Consider the following 23,733-nt stretch of genomic DNA (forward strand, 5'->3'; position numbering starts at 1 on the left):
CCCTGAGCCGGTCCTCGCGCGCTCCCGGCCGGCTTCCCTGTCGGGGCGCTCATTGGCCACGGGCCGCCTCTTCCATGCCGTGGTAGCCGGTCTCCCGCCAGTCGTCGGGCAGCAGGTGGTCGAGTACGTCATCGACGGTCACGGCGCCCAGGAGCGATCCGCTCTCGTCCACCACCGGCGCCGCGACCATGTTGTACGCGGCGAGATGGCTGGTGATCGCGGGCAGCGGGGTGTCCGGCGCGAGCGGCGGCAGATCGCTGTCGACGATCGAGCTGACCAGCGTGTACGGCGGATCCCGCAGCAGCCGCTGGAAGTGCACCGTACCCAGATACTTGCCCGTCGGCGTCTCGTCCGGCGGCCGGCAGACATAGATCTGCGCCGCGAGCGCGGGGGAGAGGTCCGGCAGCCGTACCCGCGCCAGCGCCTCCGCCACCGTCGCGTCGGGGCGCAGCACGATCGGGTCGGTCGTCATCAGACCGCCGGCCGTGCGGTCCTCGTACGCCATCAGCCGCCGCACATCGGCGGCGTCGCCCGGCCGCATCAGCGTGAGCAGCCGTTCCTTGTCGCTCTCGGGCAGCTCGGAGAGGAGGTCGGCCGCGTCGTCCGGGTCCATCGCCTCCAGCACGTCGGCCGCGCGCTCCTCCTTGAGCTTGCCGAGGATCTCCACCTGGTCGTCCTCGGGCAGCTCCTCCATGACATCCGCGAGCCGGTCGTCGTCGAGGGCGACGGCCACCTCGCCCCGCCGCTTCGGCGTCAGATGGTGCAGCACATTGGCGAGATCGACCGGGCGCAGGGTCTCGAAGGTGGCGACAAGGCTCTCGGCGCCCTGCCCCTCCTCCTCCAGCGAGAAGCCGGTGACCGCGGACCAGTCGACGGTCAGGGTCTCCCCGCGCCGCCGCAGGGCGCCGCCCTTCCTGCCCCGCCGTACGAAGACCTTGTCGATCTCCCAGTCGCGGCGGGCCGGCAGCTGACGGACGGCGACATCGAGGACCGTCACCTCCTCGCCGTTCTCCACGAGCCGCACCCGCCGGTCCAGCAGCTCGCCGAGCACGAGGCGCTCGGTGGGCCGCAGCTCGAACCGGCGTACGTTGAGCAGGCCCGTGGTGATCACCTGGCCGGACTCGACCCCGGTCACCCGGGTCATGGGCAGGAAGATCCGGCGCCGGCTGAGCACCTCGACGACCAGCCCGAGCAGCCTCGGCGGACGGCCGCCGACCCGCAGCATCGCCACGAGATCGCGGACCCGGCCCACCTGGTCCCCAGTGGGATCGAAGACGGCCACACCGGCGAGATGCGAGACGAAGATCCGGGGGGCGCCTGCCGCCATTCTCCAGCGCCTCCTTCGTCCGCGGTTGTCCTTCTATCCGGCGGGATAACGGGTTCAGGCTAGCCCGTACCGCTGCGGTATGCCCTGACGGATCCGTCCGTACGGCCTTCCCGCGACGTCTGTGCGGCTCTCTGTCGAGAGGTGCCTCCGGCCCGGGTACGCTGCGGTCTGCCACCCCCAGCCGCGTTTGAGAGGCAGTGCGTCTGTGACCGTTCTCCTGTCGTCCGGCCGTGCCCGCCGGGTCGCCCTCCCCGTCGCGTTCTGCGTGGGGCTGGCCGCGGTTCTCACGGCATGCGGTGAGGATCCGGACGAGGGTACGAACGGGGTCGGCAAGCTCTCCGCCACGGAGATCGAGAGAAAGGCCCAGACCGCCGCGGGCGCGGCGAGCGCCGTCAGGCTCTCCGGCACGCTGGTCACGCAGGGGGAGACCTACAAGCTCAATATGCGGCTCAAGGCGAACGGCGGGACCGGCACCGTCACTTCGAAGAACAGCACCTTCCAGCTGCTGCGCATCGAGGACACGCTCTTCCTGAAGGCGGACGCCGGTTTCTGGAGCCACGCGGACGACGAGTCCGGCAAGGAGTCCACCAAGCCGAGCAGTTCGGACACCGAGGCCGCGGGCAAGCTCCAGGACAAGTACGTGAAGGTCCCGGAGGAGGACCCCTCGTACAAGCAGCTGAGCGGCTTCACGGACATGAAGGTGATGCTCGCCGGGATACTGACGCTGCACGGCAAGCTGAACAAGGGCGCCCGCGACCGGATCGGCGGCGTGAAGACCATCAAGGTCAACGGCAGTGAGGGCGACGGCGGGACGCTGGACGTCTCGCTGGAGGGCACTCCGTACCCGCTGCAACTGGTGCGCGCGGGCGGCGCGGGGACGCTCTCGCTGGCCGACTGGGGCCGTGACTTCGAACTGGCCGCGCCGGCCAAGGGCGAGACCGTCGACTACGGCAGCCGGCTGCCTGCCACCAGCGACTAACCGCGCTTGCTCGTACGCTTGTTGCTCTTGTCGCGCCTGAACAGGAGCCGTCCGAGCGGGGCGGGCAGGGGCTGACGGGTCGTCGCCGGGGTCGGCAGCGGGGCCGCCGCCAGCGAGGAGTCGGGCAGATCGGTGATCGCGTCCCGGGGCGTCAGCCGCAGCACCCGGCACTCACGCGCCCAGCGCTCCGTCATCACCTCGGCGTCGGGCGCGTTCAGCCGCTTTCCCTTCAGCTCGGCGACGGCCGTCTCCCAGCCCTCCGAGTGCGGCGCCAGCTCCGCGACGGCCGCCGTCCAGGCGACGAGCCGGCCGCCCTTGTCCTTGCTGCGTACGGTCACCTCGGCGACCGCGCCGTCCGCGAGCCCGGGGAGCGGCTGCTCCCCGGGACCGTCCCCGACCAGCAGCGCCGCGCCCTCGTGCCATACGTGCCACAGCGCGCGGTCGGGGCCCGAGCCGCGCACCCAGATGAGGCTCGACTTCTTGGTGGCCTCTTCGACGAGCACCTGGCCGAGGCCGGGCCCGAGGTCTGGTTCTGTCATGCCCGCAGCCTATCCAGCGGGCGTCGGCGCCTCGCCCAGAGCCGGCCGTTCCGCTAGAGCCAGCCGTTCCGCTTGAGGGTGCGGTGGATCGTCAGACAGATGGTGCCGATCGCGACGAGCACCATGGGATAGCCGTACTTCCACTCCAGCTCGGGCATGTGCTCGAAGTTCATGCCGTAGATCCCGCAGACGGCCGTCGGTACGGCGATGATCGCCGCCCAGGACGTGATCTTGCGCATGTCCTCGTTCTGCGCGACCGTCGCCTGCGCCAGATTCGCCTGGAGGATCGAGTTCAGCAGCTCGTCGAAGCCGATGACCTGCTCGTGCACCCGGGCCAGATGGTCGGCGACATCGCGGAAGTACTTCTGGATGTCCGGGTCGATCAGCCGCATCGGCCGCTCGCTCAGCAGTTGCATCGGCCGCAGCAGCGGCGAGACGGCCCGCTTGAACTCCAGCACCTCGCGCTTGAGCTGGTAGATCCGCCCGGCGTCCGAGCCGCGCGGACTGCCCTTGGCCGGCGCCGAGAACACATCGATCTCGACCTCGTCGATGTCGTCCTGCACGGCCGCCGCCACCGCGACGTACCCGTCGACGACATGGTCCGCGATGGAGTGCAGCACGGCCGAGGGCCCTTTGGTGAGCAGCTCGGCATCGCTCTCCAGCCGGTGGCGCAGCGCGCGCAGCGAGCCCTTGCCGCCGTGCCGGACGGTGATGACGAAGTCCCGGCCGGTGAAGCACATGACCTCACCGGTGTCGACCACTTCGCTGGTCGCGGTGAGCCGGGTGTGCTCGACGTAGTGGATGGTCTTGAAGACGGTGAACAGGGTGTCGTCGTACCGCTCCAGCTTGGGCCGCTGGTGCGCGTGCACCGCGTCCTCCACCGCCAGCGGGTGCAGCCCGAACTCGGCGGCGATACCGGCGAATTCCTCCTCGGTCGGCTCGTGCAGGCCGATCCAGGCGAAGCCGCCGCCCTCGCGCACCCGCAGCATCGCCTCGTGCGGGGTGACACAGGGGTGCTCGGTGACCCGCCGGCCGTCGCGGTAGACCGCGCAGTCGACGACCGCGCTCGACGCGGAGGGGTCACGGGTGGCGTCATACGTGTCGTACTTGCTGTACGCGGGCTTGGTCCTGCGCAGGGACGGGCGGACCGCTGCGCGCAGGTCACGGATCATCGACATGGCGGGCTCCTTCACGGAGAGGCCGTCGGCGAGGGCGTGGCACAGCCCGGAATGGGGACGTGATGCGTACGTCCGCAAAGCGGGCGGCACCGCGGGGTCGCGGTGACGGCGTTCGCTACAGACAGGCAGAGACAGACAGCAGAGACTCAGATACTGCTCAGGTACTTCTCAGGCACTGAGAGAGGTGCTCTTCCATCGTGCGAACCGCCGCGGGCCCGGGGAACGGGGCGTCAGATCACCGGACGAGAGGTCCGTGCGGAAGAGCGGCTGGTACTGGCCGGGTGACTTCGATCCACCGCAGCCCCACCTCCTCCGGCCGGTCCCCCGTAGGGGATGACGTGTCGTCGGGACAAGAGAGCGACGCTTCTGCGTGCTGTCCCGACCAGCGGCCAAGACTATCAGCAGACTGGGGGCCAACTCCGTCCCTTGCCCAATCCTTACGCGATCTATGCTCACCGGATGGGAGAAATTCTTGATCTGGTCGAGGCCCGGCTGCGTACGGCGCTGGGCGAGCCGGACGCCCGTGCCGCGGTGACCTTTCTCGGGACGGACCGCTTCGAGGTGCTGCGCTTCCTGGACTCCCAGGGCGGTTCCGGTGTGGTGCGGTACGCCACCCTCGGGATGTCGGCGCAGCCGATGGCGGACCCGTCGGCGCTGCTCGCCGATCCCGAGAAGGGGCCGCGGGCCGAACTCGTCCTGTCGATGCGCGCCGGGCTCGCCGACACCGATCAGGTACTCCGTCCACTGGCCGTGCTGGCCGCGTCTCCGCAGGTCGAGGGCGTGGTCGTGGCGCCGGGCAGCTCGCTGGACCTCGGTGAGCCGCTGTGGCCCGGGGCGCCCTTCAGCTCCGTACTGGTCGGTGAGCCGGGCGGTCTGGTGGCGGATCTGGAGCTGGACGCGCCGCTGGAGCCGGTGCGGTTTCTGCCGCTGCTGCCGATGACGCCCCATGAGGCGGCGTGGAAGCGGGTCAGGGGCGCGCGGGAGCTTGAGGAGCGCTGGCTCGCGCGGGGCACGGACCTGCGCGACCCGCTGCGCGCCTCCGTGCCCCTGGACTGAGATCCGTGGCCCCTGGACCGAGAGCGGACTCACACCGGGAGCGGACCGGCACTCTGGGTGTCCGGACTCTGACCGGACGGGTGATCGTCCTTGACGCGGCGTCGGCCGGGGAGGACCGTGGGGCGCTATGAGGGGCGAACCCAGTTGCCCGAAGTGCGGTGGCCGAGTCAGGGCGCCCGGCCTCTTCGCCGACTCCTGGCAGTGCGATGTACATGGCGCCGTATATCCACTGCAGCCCGTGATACCGCCCAGCGTCGAGGCCCTCAGCGTGGTGGTGCACCGCGCCCGGGTGCCGGTGTGGATGCCCTGGCCGCTGCCCGTCGGCTGGCTCTTCACCGGCGTGGCGTACGCGGGCGACGACCGCAGCGGCGGACGTGCCACCGCCGTCGCGTGCTCCGGACCGGGGCCGCTCGGCGGCGTGGGGGAGCTGCTGCTCGTCGCGGAGGAGCTGGGCGTGGGGCTCGGCGCGCGCTACGCGGGGATCGACGGCCCGGACCCGGGCCCCGCCATATGCGTCGACAAGCCACCGCAGACCAAGCTGCTCGCGGCCGGCCGGCCCACCCCGCTCTGGCATGTCGCCGACGCCCCGGAGGACCGCGCGGTCTTCGCGGGCGAGGCGCTCGGGCTGTGGCTGTGGGCGATCGTCTGGCCGGAACAGTCGGGGCTGCTGCTCTACGACGAGGTGGTGCTGACCGATCTGCGGGACGTGGGCGCGGAGATCGAGCTGCTGCCCTGCGGGGCCCTGTCGCCCCGGCTGCTCTCCTGACGGACCCGCTCTCCTGACGGACCCGCTCTCCTGACGGACCCGCTCTCCTGAGCGGTGCCGCGCTGACGGCCTGTCCGTCCGGCCGGCGGGCGCGGGCGGCCCGTCCTGGGCCCTCCCGGTGTGCCGTTATCCTTGAGCGTCCCCCTGTCCGTCCCGAACCTCCGGAGTGACGCGTCGTGCGTATCGATCTGCACACCCACTCCACGGCCTCGGACGGTACGGACACCCCGGCCGAGCTGGTGCGCAACGCCGCCGCCGCCGGGCTCGACGTCATCGCGCTGACCGACCACGACACCACCCGCGGCCACGCCGAGGCGATCGCCGCGCTGCCGGGCCTCGACCGGGACCTCACCCTCGTCACCGGCGCGGAGCTGTCCTGCCGGCTCGACGGCATCAGCCTGCACCTGCTGGCGTATCTCTTCGACCCGGACGAGCCGGAGCTGCTGAAAGAGCGTGAGCTGGTACGGGACGACCGCGTCCCGCGCGCGCGGACGATGGTCCGCAAGCTCCAGGAGCTGGGCGTCCCGATCACCTGGGAGCAGGTGACACGCATCGCGGGCGACGCCTCCCTCGGCCGCCCGCACATCGCCACCGCCCTCGTCGAACTCGGCGTCGTCGCGACCGTCTCCGACGCCTTCACCCCGGAGTGGCTCGCGGACGGCGGGCGCGCGTACGCGCAGAAGCACGAACTCGACCCCTTCGAGGCGATCCGCCTGGTCAAGGCCGCGGGCGGGGTCAGCGTGTTCGCGCATCCGCAGGCCGTCAAGCGCGGCCGGGTCGTGCCCGAGTCCGCCATCGTCCGGCTCGCCGCCGCCGGGCTCGACGGCATCGAGGTCGATCACGTCGACCACGACGCGCCGACCCGCGCCCGGCTGCGCGCACTGGCCGCCGAACTCGGCCTGATGCCCACCGGATCCAGCGACTACCACGGCAGCCGCAAGTTCGTGGAACTCGGCGCCTGTACGACCGACCCGGAGATCTACGGCGAGATCACCCGGCGGGCCTCCGGCGCCTTCCCGGTGCCGGGCGCGGGCGGACGCGCCTAGGGCCTGTCCGGCGGATCTTCGCGGGTCTGCGGCGTCTGGCCCTAAGTCCAGCCGTACCGCCTCCCCTGCCGAACCGGCTGTTTCACGGCCCGAACCGGCTGCTTCACGGCGCGGTCGCGCCCTCACCGCGCGCGTTTCCCCTCATCACTGGCATCTCTACGTCTCGCAAGGCCCTCACTGTGTTCGACTTCGCCGTTTTCGGCTCCCTCTTCCTCACGCTCTTCGTGATCATGGACCCGCCCGGGATCACCCCGATCTTCCTCGCCCTCACCTCCGGCCGGCCCGCCAAGGTCCAGCGGGCCATGGCCTGGCAGGCGGTGGCCGTCGCCTTCGGGGTGATCACCGTCTTCGGGCTGCTGGGCCAGCAGATCCTGGACTATCTGCATGTCTCCGTACCGGCGCTGATGATCGCCGGCGGGCTGCTCCTGCTGCTCATCGCGCTGGATCTGCTGACGGGGAAGACCGACGAGCCCCAGCAGACGAAGGACGTCAATGTCGCGCTCGTCCCGCTGGGCATGCCGCTGCTCGCCGGACCCGGCGCGATCGTGTCCGTCATCCTCGCCGTACAGCACGCCGACCGCGCCTCGGAGCGGGTCTCGGTCTGGGCGGCGATCATCGCGATGCATGTCGTGCTCTGGCTGACGATGCGCTACTCGCTGCTGATCATCCGGCTGATCAAGGACGGGGGAGTGGTGCTGGTGACCCGGCTGGCCGGGATGATGCTTTCGGCCATTGCCGTTCAGCAGATCATCAACGGCGTCACCCAGGTGATCCAGGGCGCCTGACCATGGGCAGCGCCCCCGTACGAGTGATCCGTACAGGGGCGCTTCGTCGGTTCGCGGTCGGTCGCTGTCGTATGCGCCGCGAAGGGATACGGGGTTACGAGGCCGAGGTTTCGGCCGGGCGGATATAGATGCGCTGGCCCATCGCGGCGGCCTGCTGCACGATCCGGTTGACGGAGGCGGCGTCCACGACGGTGCTGTCGACAGCGGTGCCGTCAACATCGTCGAGTCGCATGATTTCGAAGCGCAAGGCTTCTCCCTTCGTCTGATCCTCCTGCTGGAGAACTATGGGTGACGGGCGGAGCCGTCGGCAGTTACATCGGGGTACAACGGCTTGCCCTCTGCAAACATTCCCTACGCTAAGGAAAATTTTCGGGTGGCTAACTACTGGCGGGTACGATCGCGTCCGCAGAGAATGAACGGTGTATGAGCGAGGCAGAGACCAACCCAGAGATCGCTGACATCGGCGCCCGTCTGGAGCGCACCAACCAGCTGCTCCAGCGCATGCTCGCCGAGGTCGCCAAGACTCCGTCCACGCATGCCATTTTCGTCGACGCCGGTTACGTCTATGCTGCGGCCGGGTTGCTTGTCGCGGGCACCGAGGACCGGCGCGCCTTCGATCTGGACGCCGAGGGGCTCATCGAGGCCTTCATCGACAAGGCCCGGATCATCTTCGCGGACAGCCGGCTGCTCCGCGTGTACTGGTACGACGGCGCCAGGCGCCGCATCCACACCTCGGAGCAGCAGTCCATCGCCGAACTGCCCGACGTCAAGGTCCGGCTCGGCAACCTCAACGCCAACAACCAGCAGAAGGGCGTCGACTCCCTGATCCGTACGGATCTCGAATCGCTCGCCAGGCACCGCGCCATCAGTGACGCGGCGCTGGTCGGCGGCGACGAGGACCTGGTCTCGGCCGTCGAGGCGGCCCAGGGGTACGGCGCGCGGGTGCACCTCTGGGGGATAGAGGCGGGCGAGGGGCGCAATCAGGCCGAGCCGCTGCTGTGGGAGGTCGACAGCCAGCGCACCTTCGACCTGGACTTCTGCAAGCCGTATGTGACCCGGCGCCCGGTCACCACGTACGAGCACGAGGGCGAGCCGCCGCCCTCCCGCGACCAGGTGCGGTTCATCGGCGCGCAGATCGCCGCGACCTGGCTGGCGGAGCGCGGCCGGGAAGCCATGGCCGAGCTGCTGCCGGGCCATCCGTATCTGCCGGGCCCGGTGGACCAGGATCTGCTGATCGAGGCGGAGAAGCTGCTCCAGCGGTCGCTACGGGGCCATGCGATGCTGCGGCGGTCGCTGCGGGACGGTTTCTGGCAGCACTTGCAGTCGCAGTACTGAGGGTCGACGTACGGAGGGCCGGCCCGGCGCCGTTCCGGTGACCCTTCCCGGGCGGCGCTCAGCCGGCGCCGCGCTCAGCCGTGGGTGTCCCAGAAGTCCCTGAGCGCGGCGGCGGTCTCCAGCGGCCGGTCGGTGTTCGGCGAGTGCTGGGCGCCCTCGATGACCGTCCGGCGGGCGCCGAGCCGCCGCGCCATCTCGTCCAGCCAGGGCACCGGCCAGGTGTCGTCCCGTTCGCCGGACATCACATGCTTGGGCAGCGGCTGTACGGCGGCCAGCTCGTCCACCCGGTCCGGCTCCACGCTCAACTGCCGTGCGGTGGCGATCAGCTGGGCGGGCCGGGTGAGGAGCCAGCGCCTGCGCAGATCCTCCCCGTCGATCGCGGTCTCCTCGGGGGGATCCGTCGAGCGCATGACCTCCCAGACCTGCCGCATCGTCATGGTCCTGAGCGCCCCGCTGAGCAGCTCGGCCCGCTCCCGCTGGGCCGGTGAGACCCGTGCGGGCCCGGAGGACAGCAGCGTCAGCGTGACGAACGGACTCGGGTCGAGCAGCACGGCGGCGCGGGCGATCAGACCGCCCAGCGAGTGCCCGAGGAGGTGTACGGGGGAGCCGAGCGCCTCCGCCTGCGCCAGCACGTCGGCGGCCAGCCCGCTCTGCGCGTAGCCGTCCTCGGTGTCCGGGCCCTCGGTCTCGTACTGGCCCCGGCCGTCCACGCAGACGACCCGGTAGCCGGCCCCGGTGAGCGGCTCCAGCAGCGCGATGAAGTCCTCCTTGCTCCCGGTGAACCCGGGGAGCATCAGCGCGGTGCCGCGCGGCTCCCCGGCGGGCCGCGCGTCGAGCGTGGCGAAGGGCCCGCGACGGGTCGCGAGCGTACGGGCACGGGCACAGGGGGGCGGGACGAACGTGGGCGGCCGGCTCATGCGAAGAGGCTAACGGCGCTCCGGAAAGCCGATGGCCCGGCACCCCCTTGAAGGGGCGTCGGGCCATCCGGCTGTGGTGCGCGCGTACGTCAGCTCTCGGTCTTCGCCGCTGTCGTGCGCGTACGGCGGCGGCGCGGCTTGGGCAGCGCCTCCGAGTCCGCTTCGGGTGCCTCCACCGCCGCTGACTCCGCCGCCTCGGCGGCCGGCTTGGCGACGCGGGTACGGCGACGGGGCTTGGCCTCCGCGACGGGAGCCTCGGCCTTGGCGTCCGCCGACTCCACCGCCGCCGACTCCGCGGCCTCGGCCACGGACTTGGCGACGCGGGTGCGGCGGCGCGGCTTGGTCTCGGCGACGGGCGCCTCGGGGGCGTCGGCCGGCTCCGTCACCGCGGCCTTCTCGACCGTCGAGGCCGTGTCGGCGGCGGGCTTCGCGGCCCGGGTGCGGCGGCGGCGCGGCTTGGCCACGGGCTCCGCCTCCGGCTCCGGCACGACGGGCTCGGCGACGACGGGCTCCGCGACGACCGGATCCGCGAGGACCGGCTCCGCCGCGGTCTCCACGGCCGGCGCCTCGGAGGCGGACCCGGCGCGGGTACGGCGGCGACGGCGCGGGGTACGCGTCGCGGCGGGCCGCTCCACGTCCATCGGCACCGCGGTCTGGAACTGGGGCTCCTCGGCCTCGGACCGCGGCTCGACCGCGACCGCCGTACCGGTCGCCTCCAGCGGGGTCCCGCCACGGGTGCGGCGGCGCTGGCGCGGGGCGCGCGTACGGGCCGGGCGCTCTTCCCGTACCGCCGCGGCGGGGGCGGCGGACTTACGGCCGCGGCCGCCCGTCTCGCCGAGGTCCTCGACCCGCTCCGCGGACAGCCCGGCGCGCGTACGCTCCGCGCGCGGCAGGACGCCCTTGGTCCCGGCGGGGATGTTCAGCTCCTCGAACAGATGCGGGGACGTGGAGTACGTCTCCGGCGGGTCCGGGAAGCCGAGGTCCAGCGCCTTGTTGATCAGCTGCCAGCGCGGGATGTCGTCCCAGTCGACGAGCGTGACGGCGGTACCGGACGCGCCCGCCCGGCCCGTGCGGCCGATGCGGTGGAGGTAGGTCTTCTCCTCCTCCGGCGACTGGTAGTTGATGACATGCGTGACGCCCTCGACATCGATACCGCGCGCGGCGACATCGGTGCAGACGAGCACATCGACCTTGCCGTTGCGGAAGGCGCGCAGCGCCTGCTCGCGGGCGCCCTGGCCCAGGTCGCCGTGGACCGCGCCGGAGGCGAAGCCGCGCTGGGCGAGCTGGTCGGCGATATCGGCGGCCGTGCGCTTCGTACGGCAGAAGATCATCGCCAGACCGCGGCCCTCGGACTGGAGGATGCGGGCGACCATCTCCGGCTTGTCCATGGAGTGGGCGCGGTAGACGCGCTGCGTCGTGTTGGCGACGGTCGCGCCCTCGTCGTCCGGCGAGGTGGCGCTGATGTGCGTGGGCTGCGACATGTAACGGCGGGCGAGGCCGATGACCGCGCCCGGCATCGTCGCGGAGAACAGCATCGTCTGCCGCTTGGGCGGCAGCAGCTGGATGATCTTCTCGACGTCGGGCAGGAAGCCCAGGTCGAGCATCTCGTCGGCCTCGTCCAGGACGAGCGCGCGCACATGGGAGAGATCGAGCTTCTTCTGGCCCGCCAGGTCGAGCAGCCGCCCCGGGGTGCCGACAATCACATCGACGCCCTTCTTGAGGGCCTCGACCTGCGGCTCGTAGGCACGGCCGCCGTAGATCGCCAGGACCCGGACGTTACGTACCTTGCCGGCGGTCAGCAGGTCGTTGGTGACCTGCGTGCACAGCTCGCGGGTGGGAACGACGACGAGCGCCTGCGGGGCGTTGGTGAGCTTCTCCGGCACGGCCCGGCCGGACTCGACGTCCGCGGGGACCGTGACGCGCTCCAGGAGCGGCAGACCGAAGCCGAGCGTCTTGCCCGTGCCGGTCTTGGCCTGTCCGATGACGTCCTTGCCGGAAAGCGCGACGGGGAGCGTCATCTCTTGGATGGGGAACGGAGACAGGATGCCGACGGCTTCTAGCGCTTCGGCTGTCTCGGGGAGGATTCCGAGGTCTCGGAAAGTCGTAGTCAGGGTGCTGCCTCTTCTGTGAGACGCGGCACGAGGCGAACGCTGGGGGTCGTACCGCACCTGGGTACTCGGCCGGCCGTGGATTGGCCGGATGGCGCGGGACCACTGCCGTCGCTCGAGCGCTCGAACCGCTGAGGGGGCCCCTCATCTGCGGCCGCACGCTGCTGTGCGTACGATCCGCGCGGAGGGCGGTCGGGTCGGAGCCGATCGGGCCACCGACCGGGCATCCTCATGGGGCCTGCACGAGGGACTACCCTCGTTCAAACACTGTGTAACACTGCGATCGCCCACCGACATATTCGGCAGGCGCATTACCACTGTACCCCGGAATCGCGCATGTGTGTTGGGCGAATTCGTCGGAACGGTGTGACCACAGTGTCTGACCAGGCCCTTACGCGGCGCGAAGAGCGGGCTATTGTGCGGTCCATGGAGACGCCCGACAACGCCACCACGCCCGCATCCGCAGCCGAGGAACCCACCGGGATCGCCGCCCAGGACTGGGACACGACGGCCTCCGCCGAGCCGCAGTACCGCGCCGCGGTCGTGGATCTGCTCGGAGCGCTCGCCTATGGGGAGCTGGCGGCCTTCGAGCGGCTCGCCGAGGACGCCAAGCTCGCGCCGACCCTCGCCGACAAGGCCGCCCTGGCGAAAATGGCCGCCGCCGAATTCCACCACTTCGAGCGGCTGAACGACCGGCTGCGGACGATCGACGCCGAGCCGACCGGCGCGATGGAGCCGTTCGCGAAGGCGCTCGACGACTTCCACCGCCTGACCGCGCCGTCGGACTGGCTGGAGGGTCTCGTCAAGGCGTACGTGGGCGACTCGATCGCCAGCGACTTCTACCGTGAGGTGGCCGCGCGGCTGGACACCGACACCCGCGCGCTGGTGCTCGCCGTACTGGACGACACGGGACACGGCAACTTCGCGGTCGAGAAGGTGCGCGCCGCGATCGAGGCGGAGCCGCGCGTCGGCGGGCGCCTGGCGCTCTGGGCACGCCGGCTGATGGGCGAGGCTCTCTCGCAGGCGCAGCGGGTGGTGGCCGAGCGCGACGCGCTCTCCACGATGCTCGTGGGCGGGGTGGCGGACGGGTTCGATCTCGCGGAGGTCGGCCGGATGTTCTCCCGGATCACCGAGGCGCACACCAAGCGGATGGCCGCCCTGGGGCTGGCCGCCTGACAGGCGCGCGCCTCCGGCGGAACGGCTCAGGAGGCGGAGGTCTGGGGCCTGCGCAGCCCGCGCCGCGTGGGGCGGAGCAGCAGCGACAGCAGCACCGCCCCCACCAGCAGGGCACCGACGAGCGTCGCGGGAACATGGCCGGCGCCGAGCGCCATATGCGTCACATAGGCACCGAAGAGCGCGCCGACCGGGCCGGCCGTGTACACCGTCCGGTGAGCCGGGAGCCGGTGGGACAGCCGGCTGGCGGCGGCCCACGAAAGACCGAGTCCGAGCAGGACCGATCCGAGAACTTCCCAGATCACTGCTGATCACCTCACGACGCCGGGAGTGACACGCGTTCAGGGCCTTCGGGCCCAGCACGTCACTACCCGGAGTGCGCGGAACGCAACCCTCCTCGGACCCCCGGGAGAGGGCGGCTACGCGCATAGCTGAACTCGTGGGTAACGGGCCGGGAAACGACACGGCGGAACGGACAGAAGAACGGCCCGGCGGGGGTTTCCCGCCGGGCCGTTCCCGGATGTCAGTGACGACAGCGAAGCGACGACAGTGACCAGTGCCCGACCAGTGACAATGACTGACTACAGGGCGCCGAATCCGACGCGTCGTGTGGCCGGCTCACCGATCTCCACGTACGCGATCCGCTCGGCCGGTACGAGCACCTTGCGCCCCTTCTCGTCCGTGAGACTGAGCAGCTGCGCCTTGCCGGCCAGCGCGTCGGCGACGGCGCGCTCGACCTCCTGGGCGGTCTGCCCGCTCTCCAGAACGATCTCGCGGGGCGTGTGCTGCACGCCGATCTTGACCTCCACGGCTATGTCCCTCCGAACGGTCTGCGTTGCGCGGCCAGCCGCGCGGTACGCAGCACACATTAGCCCGGAGTGACCATCCGGAAGACGTCGCGGGGAACGCCCGCAGCGAAACCCGCCGTTCAGTGCTGCTCACTGCCGTGCAGCGGGAAGCCGGCGATCCCGCGCCAGGCCAGCGAGGTGAGGAGCCGGACCGCCTGGTCGCGGGGGATCGCGGACTCGCTGGAGAGCCAGTAGCGCGCCACCACCTGCGAGACGCCGCCGAGCCCCACGGCCAGCAGCATGGACTCCTCCTTGGAGAGCCCGGTGTCCTCCGCGATCACGTCGGAGATGGCCTCCGCGCACTGGAGCGCGACCCGGTCGACGCGCTCGCGCACCGCGGGCTCGTTCGTCAGATCCGACTCGAAGACCAGGCGGAACGCGCCGCCCTCGTCCTCGACATAGGCGAAGTACGCGTCCATCGTGGCCTCGACGCGCAGCTTGTTGTCCGTCGTGGACGCGAGCGCCGTACGGACCGCCTGGAGCAGGCTCTCGCAGTGCTGGTCGAGCAGGGCGAGATACAGCTCCAGCTTTCCGGGGAAGTGCTGATAGAGGACGGGCTTGCTGACGCCGGCCCGCTCGGCGATGTCGTCCATCGCGGCCGCGTGGTAGCCCTGTGCGACGAACACTTCCTGAGCCGCGCCCAGCAGCTGATTGCGTCGGGCGCGACGCGGCAGGCGCGTGCCTCGCGGGCGCGCCGCCTCTGTCTGCTCTATGGCTGTCACGCCGCCTCCCAAAATTCGTTCCGTGCGCGCTGTGCGCCGCCTGGCCATCGTACTTTTGGGTAACCCGGCTGTGCGTGGTGAGGACCTGTTTTTTTGGGGTCCGGTCGCCTCCGGCGGGCGCACCTCGCCCTTGATCGCGCGACTCCGGCCCGCCCGGTCACGGACGGTAGTCGTCGTCCTCGTCGGTCCCGACCGCCCGCGCCTGATCCGCCGCGTCCGCCTCGTTCGCCCTGTCCCGGTCGATACGGGTCAGGGGTTCGTCGCCCGCGGGGCGTACGTCCGTGTGCTGTTCCGCGGCGTCGGCCTCGGGGACCTCCTCGTCCCGCTCGGCCGCCTCTTCCTCGCCGTTCGTCTCGAAGGTTTCGGGATCCCTGGGGTCAACCGCCATGGCGTGCCCTTTCTCCCTGAGAGCTCTCCTTAAGAGCCTATGAGCACGGGATGTGCGACGCCAGGCGGCTTGTGACGGCGAACACACGGACCGGGGCGTGATCGTCTCGTAACATTGCGGCATGTCGTCGACCGAGCTGCCGGAAACCATTGCCGCCGCCGTCGCGCCGAAGGTGAGCCCCGTACGGGTCGCGGACGGGGAGCGGCTTCGTTCCGTCGCGCTTCCCGGGCTGACGCTGACCGTGCGGTCGCGGCCCGCGTCCCGTGCCGGGGCGCCGCCCGCGCTGTACGTGCACGGGCTCGGGGGCTCCTCGCAGAACTGGTCGGCGATGATGCCGCTCCTGGCGGACGTCGTCGACGGCGAGGCGGTCGATCTGCCCGGCTTCGGGGACTCGCCGCCGCCGGACGACGGGAATTACTCCATCACCGGTCATGCCCGCGCGGTGATCCGGCTGTTGGACGCCGAGGCGCGCGGTCCCGTACATCTTTTCGGCAACTCACTCGGCGGCGCCGTCGTCACGCGCGTCGCGGCGGCCCGGCCCGATCTCGTGCGGACCCTGACGCTGGTCTCGCCCGCGCTGCCGGAGCTCCGGGTGCAGCGCACCGCGCTGCCGACCGCGCTGCTCGCGGTCCCCGGTGTCGCCTCGCTGTTCGGCCGGCTGACCCGGGACTGGACGGCGGAGCAGCGCACCCGCGGCGCGATGGGGCTCACCTACGGCGACCCCTCGTCGGTCACCGAGGAGGATCTGGCCCACGCGGTGCGGGAGATGGAGCGACGGCTTCAACTGCCCTATTTCTGGGACGCGATGACCAACTCGGCGCGCGGTATCGTCAACGCGTACACCCTGGGCGGTCAACACGGGCTGTGGCGGCAGGCCGAACGGGTGCTGGCGCCGACGCTGCTCGTCTACGGTGGGCGGGATCTGCTTGTTTCGTACCGTATGGCCCGCAGGGCGGCGGTCGCCTTCCGCGGTTCCCGGCTGCTGACCCTCCCCGACGCCGGACATGTTGCCATGATGGAGTACCCGAGGCAGGTCGCGCAGGCGTGCCGGGAACTCATCGATGACTACGACAGGAGCTGATCCGGGGCGTGGGACGACACAGCCGCAAGGGCCCCGCACCTCAGGGCGCGCGGTCCACGGCCGCGGTCACGGCGGACGAACCCGACCCGGCGCCGGCCGGATCCGGCAAGGGGCGGCGCAGGCGCGCCGCGGACGGCCGGGACGCGGACCCGGAACAGCAGCACGGCGGCCCGGCGTACGCCACCCCCGCGCAGGGCGTGCCGCAGGTGCGAGGCGGTCACCCCGAGCAGCGTGAGGCCGGCGGTGGCTGGGGCGGTGAGCAGCGCCGCGGCGCTGCGCGCGACGCCGCTCCCGCTGCCTCCGCGCCGCCCGCGTCGGCCCCGCCTGCGTCCGCCCCGCCCGCGTCCGCGCCGCCCAAGCAGCCGCGTACGCCCGGGAGTTCGGCGCCCATGGCTCCGGCGCCCGCCGCTCCGCGGATCCCGGGCCCGCGCCGCGAGTTCGTCGAGGCGTTCGACGACGACGCGTTCAACGCCTTCGGCGTCCCGGCCTCCCGTACCGCCGTCACGGAGGAGGGCGCGCCCGGCCCGCACCCCACCGGTGACCGGGACGGCGGCGCCGACGGCCCCGGCGGCGGCGAAACCGAGCCGGATTCGGCGGAGCCCGCCAGAGGCGGCAAGGGACGCGCGCTCACCGGGATCGCCGCCGCGGCGGTGACCACGGTCCTCGCGGTCATCGTGGCCGGGCAGGTCACCGACGGCGCCACGGAACCATCCGGCGCGCGGGCCGCCGACGGCACCGACCGCGCCAGTGGGAGCGATGACGCCTCGCGCTCCGACGGCCGGCCCACCCCGTCGCGGTCCGCCGCCGCGACCCCGCGCCCCACCTACGCGCAGCTGATGACACAGCAGTTCCCGCTCGATCCGAAGCTGACGGCCTCGGGCGACTTCACCGCCGTACCCGGTCTCGACAAGGCGCCCGGCAAGGGACAGAAGTTCCTCTACCGCGTGGACATCGAGAACGGGCTCGGGCTGGACGGCGGCCTCTTCGCCGAAGCGATCCAGAAGACCCTGAACGACGACCGGAGCTGGGCCCACAACGGCGCCATGACCTTCGAACGGATCTCCAGCGGCAAGGCCAACTTCGTGATCACGCTGGCGAGCCCGGGGACCACCGGCGTCTGGTGCGCCAAGTCCGGTCTCGACACGACCATCGACAATGTGTCCTGCGACTCGGCCTCGACCGACCGCGTCATGATCAACGCCTTCCGCTGGGCTCAGGGCGCGAAGACCTTCGGCGACAAGGCGATGTTCAGCTACCGGCAGATGCTGATCAACCACGAGGTCGGGCACCGGCTCGGACACAACCATGTGAGCTGCCACACGCCCGGTGCGCTCGCTCCGGTGATGCAGCAGCAGACCAAGTCGCTGGACATCGGGGGGATCGAGTGCAAGCCGAATCCCTGGGTCTTTCCCGACAGTTGAGATGGCCGTCTCATAACCGCCGCGCACCGCGTTGACATCGCACGCGGGGTCGTTCATATTTCTCGGCATGTCGCCCCGCCGCGCCGCCGCCTCCGGCCGCACCGCCATTGAGCTGACGCTCATCGGTGTGACCGCGCTGTGCGTGGCCGACATTCACTGTCGCTGACGCCTGCCCGAGCGCGCGTCGGCCGTTTCCTTTCGCCGTGCATCTCCGCGCCCGGGCGTATGTGTTCCGTACGCAGGCGTGCCGTGCCGGTCTTCCGTTCTCCTCCCCGCCGCTCTCGCCTGCGCGGACTCCTGGGCGTTCAGCGCCTTTTGTCCCGTTCTGTCTGCGCCCTGCTCGCGCAGCTCACCGAGAGGCCCCCTCCGATGCGTCAACCGTCCGTCATATCCCGCCGCGTGGCCGCGGCAGCCGTCAGCCTGGTCGTGGCAGCGGGCGCCGCCGCCTGCGCGGGTCCCCAGGACAACGATGCCAAGGCCGACGGCGCGGGCACGGGCAAGCCCCAGAAGGGCGGCACGCTCTCGGTGCTCAACACCGAGGCCCAGAGCGACTTCGACCCGGCGCGGCTCTACACCTCCGGCGGCGGCAACGTCCCCTCGCTGGTCTTCCGTACGCTCACCACCCGCAACCGCGAGGACGGCGCGGCCGGCACCAAGGTCGTCCCCGACCTCGCCACCGACACCGGGCGCCCGAACGCGGACGCCACCGAGTGGACGTACACCCTCAAGGAGGGGCTGAAGTTCGAGGACGGCACCCCCATCACCACCGCCGACATCAAATACGGGATCGAGCGCTCCTTCGCCGCCGAGCTCTCCGGCGGCGCCCCCTATCTGCGCGACTGGCTGATCGGCGGCGCCGACTACGAGGGCCCGTACAAGGACAAGAAGGGCCTCGCCTCGATCGAGACGCCCGACGCCAGGACCATCGTCTTCAAGCTCGACAAGCCCGAGGGCGACTTCCCGTTCGTCGCCACCCAGACGCAGTTCGCGCCCGTGCCGAAGGCCAAGGACACCGGCGCCCGGTACGAGGAACACCCCGTCTCCTCGGGCCCGTACAAGGTCGTCAAGAACGAGGGCGACGGCCAGCATCTGGTCCTGGAGCGCAACCCGCACTGGTCGGAGAAGACCGACGAGGAGCGGCACGCCTACCCCGACACCATCGATGTGCGGGCCGGGCTCGACGCCGCCGTCATCAACCAGCGGCTCGCCACCAGCTCCGGCGCCGACGCCGCCGCCGTCACCACCGACACCAACCTCGGACCCGCCGAGCTGGCCCAGATCGGCAGCGACAAGGAGCTCGCCGCGCGCGTGGGCACCGGACACTTCGGCTACACCAACTACCTGGCCTTCAACCCGAAGGTGAAGCCGTTCGACAACCCCAAGGTGCGCCAGGCGATCTCGTACGCCATCAACCGCACCAGCGTGATCAACGCGGCCGGCGGCTCCGCGCTCGCCGAGCCCGCGACCACCTTCCTCCCCGAGCAGCCGGCCTTCGGGTACACGCCCTACGACCACTTCCCGGCGGGGAAGACCGGCGACCCGGCCAAGGCGAAGGAGCTGCTGAAGGAGGCCGGGTACGCCGACGGGCTGACGATCTCGCTCACCCACTCCACCGCCCAGAACCGGGAGACCAGCCCCGAGGTCGCCACCGCCGTCCAGGAAGCCCTGAAGCAGGCCGGGATCACCGTCAAGCTCCAGGGCCTCGAACCCAACGCGTTCAACGAGGCGCGCTGGAGCGTCAAGGACTCGCCCGGCTTCTTCCTCTCCCGCTGGGGCGCGGACTGGCCGTCCGGCGGTCCGTTCCTCGCGCCGATCTTCGACGGCCGGCAGATCGTCAAGGACGGCTCCAACTTCAACCACGCGCAGCTCGACGACCCGTCGGTCAACAAGGAGATCGACGAGATCAACAAGCTGACCGAGCTGAGCGCGGCGGCCAAGCGCTGGGGCGCCCTCGACAAGAAGATCGGTGAGCAGGCGCTCGACGTCCCGCTCTTCCACCCGGTCTACAAGCGGCTGTACGGCAAGGACGTCAAGAACATCGTGATCAGCGACTGGACCGGCGTTCTCGACATCTCGCAGGTCGCGGTCAAGTGAGCACCGCCGTTGCCACGGGCGCCTCGGGCGCCCGGCAGGTGTGGCGGCGGCTGCGCGGACGCCCCTCGGCCGTGGTGGCCGGGGGCGTCCTCGTCCTGCTCCTGGTGCTGGCGCTCGCCGCGCCGCTGCTCGCCGCGATCGAGGGCCAGGACGCCAACTCGTACCACGACGCGCTCGTGGACTCGGCGCGCGGCGGTGTGCCGATCGGCTCCTTCGGCGGGATGAGCGGGGACCACTGGCTCGGGGTCGAACCCGGCACCGGGCGGGATCTGTTCGTACGGCTGCTGTACGGGGCCCGGGTCTCGCTGCTGGTCGCGGTCGGCGCCACGGCCGTACAGGTGCTGATCGGGGTCGCGGTCGGCCTCGCCGCCGGGCTCGGCAACCGGCTGCTCGACACCTTCCTCAGCAGAGTCACGGACGTGATGGTCGCGCTGCCGATGCTGGTGCTCGCCATCGCCCTGACGGCCGTCGTACCGGCGGACTTTCCGCGCCCCCTGCTGCTGATCCTGGTCATCGGGCTGCTCAACTGGGGCGGTACGGCCCGGATCGTACGGGCGCAGACGCTGACCCTGAAGCAGCTCGACTTCGTGGCCGCCGCCCGGCTCGGCGGCTCAGGGGAGGTACGGGTGGCGCGGCGCGAGCTGCTGCCCTCCCTCGCCGCGCCCGTCCTCACCTACGGCGCGATCCTGCTGCCCTCGAACATCGTGATCGAGGCGTCGCTGTCCTTCCTCGGGGTCGGGGTCACACCGCCGACGCCGTCCTGGGGACAGATGCTGTCGACCGCGCAGACCTGGTTCCGCGCGGACCCGATGTACGTACTGCTCCCCGCCGGGCTGCTGTTCGTGACGGTCCTCGCCTTCACCGTGCTGGGTGACGCGGTGCGCACCGCGCTCGATCCGCGCGAGGCGAGCCGGCTGCGGGTCGGGACACGCGCGGGACGCCGCGCCCGCACGGACGGCACCGCCGCCACCCCGCTCAAGGAAACGGCCTCATGACGCGCTATCTGCTCAAACGGCTCGGAGGCGCGCTGCTCGTCCTGCTCGTGCTCTCCGTCGCCGTGTACGCGCTCTTCTATCTCGTACCGGGCGACCCGGCCCGGCTCGCCTGCGGGGAGCGCTGCTCCACCCAGCAGGTCGCGCAGATACGGGAGCGGCTCGGCCTGGACGCCTCGGTGTTCACGCAGTACGGGCACTTCCTCCAGGGCATCGTCGCCGGGCGGGACTACTCGACCGGTACGGCCGTACTGCACTGCGACGCGCCCTGCCTCGGCTTCTCGTACAAGACCGACCAGCAGGTCACCCGGCTGATCCTGGAGCGGGTGCCCGCGACACTCTCGCTCGCGCTCGGCGCGATGGTGATCTGGCTGGTCATCGGGGTCGGCACCGGACTGCTCTCCGCGCTGCGGCGCGGCGGGATCACCGAGCGCGCGCTGACCGTGCTCACCCTCGCCGGGACCGGCATGCCCGTCTTCATCCTCGGGCTGCTGCTTCTGATGGCGGTCTGCGCGTATCTGCGCTGGCTGCCGTTCCCGTCGTATGTACCGCTCTCCCAGGACCCCGAGCAGTGGGCGTGGAACCTGCTGCTGCCCTGGCTCACCCTCGGCTTCTTCGAGAGCGCCAAATACGCGCGGCTGACGCGGAGTTCGACGCTGGAGACGCTGGCCGAGGACCATATCCGTACGTTTCGCGCGTATGGCGTCGGGGAGCGGGCGGTCGTCGGACGGCACGCGCTGCGCGGCGCCGTACCGCCCGTCATCGCGCTCACCGCGAACGACCTCGGCACGGTCGTGGGCGGTGCCGTGCTCACCGAAACCCTCTTCGGCATCCCCGGCATCGGGAAGACGCTGGTCGACGCGGTACGGGTGGTCGATGTGCCGGTGGTGGTGGGGGTGGTGCTGGTGACCGGCACGGCCGTCGTCCTGGCGAATGTCGTGGCCGATCTGCTCTACGCGGCGGCCGACCGAAGGGTGGCTCTGCTGTGACGGATGTGCCGGATCCGGCGAATGCGGTGGATGTAGCGGACGTGGTGGATGTAGCGGATGCGGTGGGTGTGACGGATGCGGTAGGTGTGACGGAGCGGCTGATCCTCGTGGACGGCCTCACCGTCGACTTCCCGGCCGGGGAGCCGGGCGGCGGAGCCGGGACCGTACGGGCCGTGGACGGGCTCTCGTTCGAGCTCGCCGCCGGCCGGGCGCTCGGCCTGGTCGGCGAGTCGGGCAGCGGCAAGAGCACCGTCGCGAGCGCCCTGCTCGGGCTGCACCGGGGGACCGGCGCGCGGGTCGGCGGGACGGTACGCGTCGGCGGTACGGACGTGGGCGCCGCCTCCGACCGTTCACTGCGCGCGCTGCGCGGCGCGGTGGCCGCGATGGTCTTCCAGGACCCGCTGTCGTCCCTGGACCCGTACTACGCGGTCGGCGACCAGATCGCCGAGGTCTACCGGGTCCATACGGACGCCACGTGGCGGGCCGCCCGCGCGCGGGCCGTCGAGGTCCTCGACCGGGTCGGCATCCCGGACGCGGCGCGCCGGGCCGGGGCCAGGCCGCACGAGTTCAGCGGCGGCATGCGCCAGCGCGCGCTGATCGCGATGGCGCTGGCCTGTGAGCCGCGGCTGCTGATCGCGGACGAGCCGACCACCGCCCTGGACGTCACCGTCCAGGCGCAGATCCTCGACCTGCTCCATGATCTGCGCCACGAGACCGGCATGGGACTGCTGCTGGTCACCCATGACGTGGGGGTCGCGGCGGAGAGCGTGGACGAGGTGCTGGTGATGCGGCACGGAAGGGAGGTGGAGCGCGGGCCGGTGGCCGAGGTGCTGGGAGCGCCCCGGGACACCTATACGCGCGCGCTGCTGGCGGCGGTGCCGCGCGTGGACACACCCCTGGCGGCGGCTTCTTCGGCCGAGCCGCGGCCAGGGTCCGAGCGTGAGCGCGAGCCCGTGGGCGAGCCGCTGCTCGAAGCCGTCGGCCTGCGGCGGGAGTTCCGGCGGGGGCGGCGGACCGTCACCGCCGTGGACGGGGTCTCGCTCACCGTCCGTCCCGGCGAGACCCTTGGCATCGTCGGCGAGAGCGGCAGCGGCAAGACCACCCTGGGGCGGCTGCTGGTACGGCTGCTCGACCCGTCGGCCGGCGGGCTGCGCTACCGGGGCACGGAGATCGCGACGGCGTCCGAGAAGGAACTGCGCCCCTACCGGAGCGAGTTGCAGATGGTGTTCCAGGATCCGGTCTCCTCGCTCAATCCGCGCCGTCCGATCGGTGAGTCCGTGGCCGATCCGCTGCGGGCCGCCGGGCTGCTGGACGAACGCCGGATCGTCGCGCGCGTACGGGAACTGCTGGACCGGGTCGGGCTCGATCCCGACCGGTACGACCGGTATCCGCACGAGTTCAGCGGCGGGCAGCGCCAGCGCGTCGGGATCGCGCGGGCGCTGGCCGCCGAGCCGCGGCTCATCGTCTGCGACGAGCCCGTCTCCGCGCTGGATGTGACCACACAGGCGCAGGTCACCGCGTTGCTGGCGGAACTCCAGCGTGAGCTGGGCCTGGCGCTGGTCTTCATCGCCCATGACCTCGCGGTCGTACGGCAGGTCAGCGACCGGGTCGCCGTCATGCGGGAGGGCAGGATCGTGGAACAGGGGACGGTCGAGGAGGTGTACGGGACGCCTGCCGAGGCGTACACCCGACAGCTGCTGGCCGCCGTGCCCGCCCTCGATCCGGCGCTCGCGGCGGCCCGCCGTTCGGCCCGCGGGACCCTCCCCGTGCCCGCCGAGGGGATGGCCGTGGCCTGACCCCATGTATCCGGTCCGTTCCGTAGCGCGACAAAACGCTTCCGGTACGGGAAAGTTACGTGCATTCACCCCTTCCGGTGGTGGGGGGGGGGGCCCCGCCGGCCCCCCCCCCCCCCCCGGGGGGGGGGGGGGGGCCGCGCGGCTGGAGGGGGCTGCGGGGGCCGCGCCAGCGACGGCGGGGGGGTGGGGGTGT

At 71.5% G+C, this 23,733-nt stretch carries 24 protein-coding genes; 14 read left to right on the forward strand and 10 right to left on the reverse strand.

The window, feature by feature from the left end; genetic code table 11:
- Nucleotides 1–49: 49 nt before the first annotated feature.
- Nucleotides 50–1,327, reverse strand: a complete 1,278-nt coding sequence (locus ACFRKB_RS04310) for a magnesium transporter MgtE N-terminal domain-containing protein (protein ID WP_383103154.1) — start codon at nucleotides 1,325–1,327, stop codon at nucleotides 50–52.
- 205 nt (nucleotides 1,328–1,532) lie between these two features.
- Here ACFRKB_RS04310 and ACFRKB_RS04315 point away from each other — a divergent pair, with 205 nt between their 5' ends.
- The gene (locus ACFRKB_RS04315) at nucleotides 1,533–2,306 is read left to right on the forward strand and encodes a hypothetical protein (RefSeq protein ID WP_383103156.1); all 774 of its coding nucleotides are present in this window, start codon (nucleotides 1,533–1,535) and stop codon (nucleotides 2,304–2,306) included.
- On the opposite strand, the gene ACFRKB_RS04320 is transcribed toward ACFRKB_RS04315, so the two are convergent.
- Both ACFRKB_RS04320 and ACFRKB_RS04325 read right to left on the reverse strand, forming a co-directional pair.
- Nucleotides 2,303–2,845, reverse strand: a complete 543-nt coding sequence (locus tag ACFRKB_RS04320) for a hypothetical protein (RefSeq protein ID WP_383103157.1) — start codon at nucleotides 2,843–2,845, stop codon at nucleotides 2,303–2,305. The two genes, ACFRKB_RS04315 and ACFRKB_RS04320, sit on opposite strands and share 4 nt — an antisense overlap.
- Before the next feature lie 53 nt (nucleotides 2,846–2,898).
- The gene (locus tag ACFRKB_RS04325) at nucleotides 2,899–4,023 is read right to left on the reverse strand and encodes a magnesium and cobalt transport protein CorA (protein ID WP_383103159.1); all 1,125 of its coding nucleotides are present in this window, start codon (nucleotides 4,021–4,023) and stop codon (nucleotides 2,899–2,901) included.
- 459 nt (nucleotides 4,024–4,482) lie between these two features.
- Here ACFRKB_RS04325 and ACFRKB_RS04330 point away from each other — a divergent pair, with 459 nt between their 5' ends.
- From ACFRKB_RS04330 to ACFRKB_RS04345, 4 genes are all read left to right on the forward strand, one after another.
- Nucleotides 4,483–5,079, forward strand: coding sequence for a suppressor of fused domain protein (locus ACFRKB_RS04330; protein WP_383103161.1), 597 nt, complete (start codon nucleotides 4,483–4,485; stop codon nucleotides 5,077–5,079).
- A 127-nt stretch (nucleotides 5,080–5,206) separates the two neighbouring features.
- Nucleotides 5,207–5,845 (forward strand): DUF6758 family protein, encoded by a 639-nt coding sequence (locus tag ACFRKB_RS04335; protein WP_383103162.1) that lies wholly within the window; start codon nucleotides 5,207–5,209, stop codon nucleotides 5,843–5,845.
- Nucleotides 5,846–6,021: 176 nt separating this feature from the next.
- Nucleotides 6,022–6,891 (forward strand): PHP domain-containing protein, encoded by an 870-nt coding sequence (locus tag ACFRKB_RS04340; RefSeq protein WP_383103164.1) that lies wholly within the window; start codon nucleotides 6,022–6,024, stop codon nucleotides 6,889–6,891.
- Between the two features lie 179 nt (nucleotides 6,892–7,070).
- Nucleotides 7,071–7,676 (forward strand): MarC family protein, encoded by a 606-nt coding sequence (locus tag ACFRKB_RS04345; RefSeq protein ID WP_383103165.1) that lies wholly within the window; start codon nucleotides 7,071–7,073, stop codon nucleotides 7,674–7,676.
- A 94-nt stretch (nucleotides 7,677–7,770) separates the two neighbouring features.
- Here the strand turns inward: ACFRKB_RS04345 and ACFRKB_RS04350 are convergent, their stop codons facing one another.
- The gene (locus ACFRKB_RS04350; protein WP_093549992.1) at nucleotides 7,771–7,923 is read right to left on the reverse strand and encodes a hypothetical protein; all 153 of its coding nucleotides are present in this window, start codon (nucleotides 7,921–7,923) and stop codon (nucleotides 7,771–7,773) included.
- A 176-nt stretch (nucleotides 7,924–8,099) separates the two neighbouring features.
- Here ACFRKB_RS04350 and ACFRKB_RS04355 point away from each other — a divergent pair, with 176 nt between their 5' ends.
- The gene (locus ACFRKB_RS04355) at nucleotides 8,100–9,011 is read left to right on the forward strand and encodes an NYN domain-containing protein (protein ID WP_383103167.1); all 912 of its coding nucleotides are present in this window, start codon (nucleotides 8,100–8,102) and stop codon (nucleotides 9,009–9,011) included.
- 74 nt (nucleotides 9,012–9,085) lie between these two features.
- On the opposite strand, the gene ACFRKB_RS04360 is transcribed toward ACFRKB_RS04355, so the two are convergent.
- On the reverse strand, nucleotides 9,086–9,928 hold the full coding sequence (locus ACFRKB_RS04360; RefSeq protein WP_383103169.1) for an alpha/beta fold hydrolase: 843 nt from the start codon (nucleotides 9,926–9,928) through the stop codon (nucleotides 9,086–9,088).
- Between the two features lie 89 nt (nucleotides 9,929–10,017).
- Nucleotides 10,018–11,946: a DEAD/DEAH box helicase gene (locus ACFRKB_RS04365; protein WP_383103171.1), complete on the reverse strand. Its 1,929-nt coding sequence runs from the start codon at nucleotides 11,944–11,946 to the stop codon at nucleotides 10,018–10,020.
- 516 nt (nucleotides 11,947–12,462) lie between these two features.
- On the opposite strand from ACFRKB_RS04365, the gene ACFRKB_RS04370 reads away from it, so the two are divergent.
- Complete coding sequence (locus ACFRKB_RS04370; protein WP_383103173.1) at nucleotides 12,463–13,212, forward strand: ferritin-like fold-containing protein; 750 nt, start codon at nucleotides 12,463–12,465, stop codon at nucleotides 13,210–13,212.
- A 26-nt stretch (nucleotides 13,213–13,238) separates the two neighbouring features.
- Here ACFRKB_RS04370 and ACFRKB_RS04375 read toward each other — a convergent pair whose 3' ends face one another.
- The 4 genes from ACFRKB_RS04375 to ACFRKB_RS04390 form a co-directional block, all read right to left on the reverse strand.
- Nucleotides 13,239–13,514, reverse strand: coding sequence for a hypothetical protein (locus ACFRKB_RS04375; protein WP_383103175.1), 276 nt, complete (start codon nucleotides 13,512–13,514; stop codon nucleotides 13,239–13,241).
- A gap of 276 nt (nucleotides 13,515–13,790) precedes the next feature.
- The gene (locus tag ACFRKB_RS04380; RefSeq protein ID WP_383103176.1) at nucleotides 13,791–14,018 is read right to left on the reverse strand and encodes a DUF3107 domain-containing protein; all 228 of its coding nucleotides are present in this window, start codon (nucleotides 14,016–14,018) and stop codon (nucleotides 13,791–13,793) included.
- Nucleotides 14,019–14,137: 119 nt separating this feature from the next.
- A complete protein-coding gene (locus ACFRKB_RS04385) occupies nucleotides 14,138–14,779 on the reverse strand; it encodes a TetR/AcrR family transcriptional regulator (RefSeq protein WP_030352886.1) in 642 nt (213 codons plus the stop codon).
- Between the two features lie 157 nt (nucleotides 14,780–14,936).
- Entirely contained in the window at nucleotides 14,937–15,167 is a 231-nt protein-coding gene (locus ACFRKB_RS04390; protein ID WP_383103178.1) for a hypothetical protein, read from the reverse strand.
- A 121-nt stretch (nucleotides 15,168–15,288) separates the two neighbouring features.
- Between ACFRKB_RS04390 and ACFRKB_RS04395 the strand changes: the two genes are divergently transcribed.
- The 7 genes from ACFRKB_RS04395 to ACFRKB_RS04425 all read left to right on the forward strand — a co-directional run bounded on the left by ACFRKB_RS04395 (nucleotide 15,289) and on the right by ACFRKB_RS04425 (nucleotide 23,540).
- The gene (locus tag ACFRKB_RS04395) at nucleotides 15,289–16,248 is read left to right on the forward strand and encodes an alpha/beta fold hydrolase (protein ID WP_383103179.1); all 960 of its coding nucleotides are present in this window, start codon (nucleotides 15,289–15,291) and stop codon (nucleotides 16,246–16,248) included.
- A gap of 8 nt (nucleotides 16,249–16,256) precedes the next feature.
- Nucleotides 16,257–17,669 carry a DUF3152 domain-containing protein gene (locus ACFRKB_RS04400; RefSeq protein ID WP_383103181.1) on the forward strand — a complete coding sequence of 471 codons (1,413 nt, stop codon included), beginning with the start codon at nucleotides 16,257–16,259 and terminating at the stop codon, nucleotides 17,667–17,669.
- 67 nt (nucleotides 17,670–17,736) lie between these two features.
- A complete protein-coding gene (locus ACFRKB_RS04405) occupies nucleotides 17,737–17,835 on the forward strand; it encodes an Ms4533A family Cys-rich leader peptide (protein ID WP_365747417.1) in 99 nt (32 codons plus the stop codon).
- 203 nt (nucleotides 17,836–18,038) lie between these two features.
- A complete protein-coding gene (locus ACFRKB_RS04410; protein ID WP_383103183.1) occupies nucleotides 18,039–19,763 on the forward strand; it encodes an ABC transporter substrate-binding protein in 1,725 nt (574 codons plus the stop codon).
- Nucleotides 19,760–20,758 carry an ABC transporter permease gene (locus tag ACFRKB_RS04415; protein ID WP_383103184.1) on the forward strand — a complete coding sequence of 333 codons (999 nt, stop codon included), beginning with the start codon at nucleotides 19,760–19,762 and terminating at the stop codon, nucleotides 20,756–20,758. The genes ACFRKB_RS04410 and ACFRKB_RS04415 overlap by 4 nt, the downstream gene beginning before the upstream one ends.
- On the forward strand, nucleotides 20,755–21,744 hold the full coding sequence (locus ACFRKB_RS04420; protein ID WP_383103185.1) for an ABC transporter permease: 990 nt from the start codon (nucleotides 20,755–20,757) through the stop codon (nucleotides 21,742–21,744). The genes ACFRKB_RS04415 and ACFRKB_RS04420 overlap by 4 nt, the downstream gene beginning before the upstream one ends.
- A gap of 62 nt (nucleotides 21,745–21,806) precedes the next feature.
- A complete protein-coding gene (locus ACFRKB_RS04425) occupies nucleotides 21,807–23,540 on the forward strand; it encodes a dipeptide ABC transporter ATP-binding protein (RefSeq protein ID WP_383103289.1) in 1,734 nt (577 codons plus the stop codon).
- The last annotated feature ends 193 nt before the right edge of the window (nucleotides 23,541–23,733 follow it).

The organism is Streptomyces scopuliridis (assembly GCF_042790125.1).
GTDB lineage: Bacteria > Actinomycetota > Actinomycetes > Streptomycetales > Streptomycetaceae > Streptomyces > Streptomyces scopuliridis_A.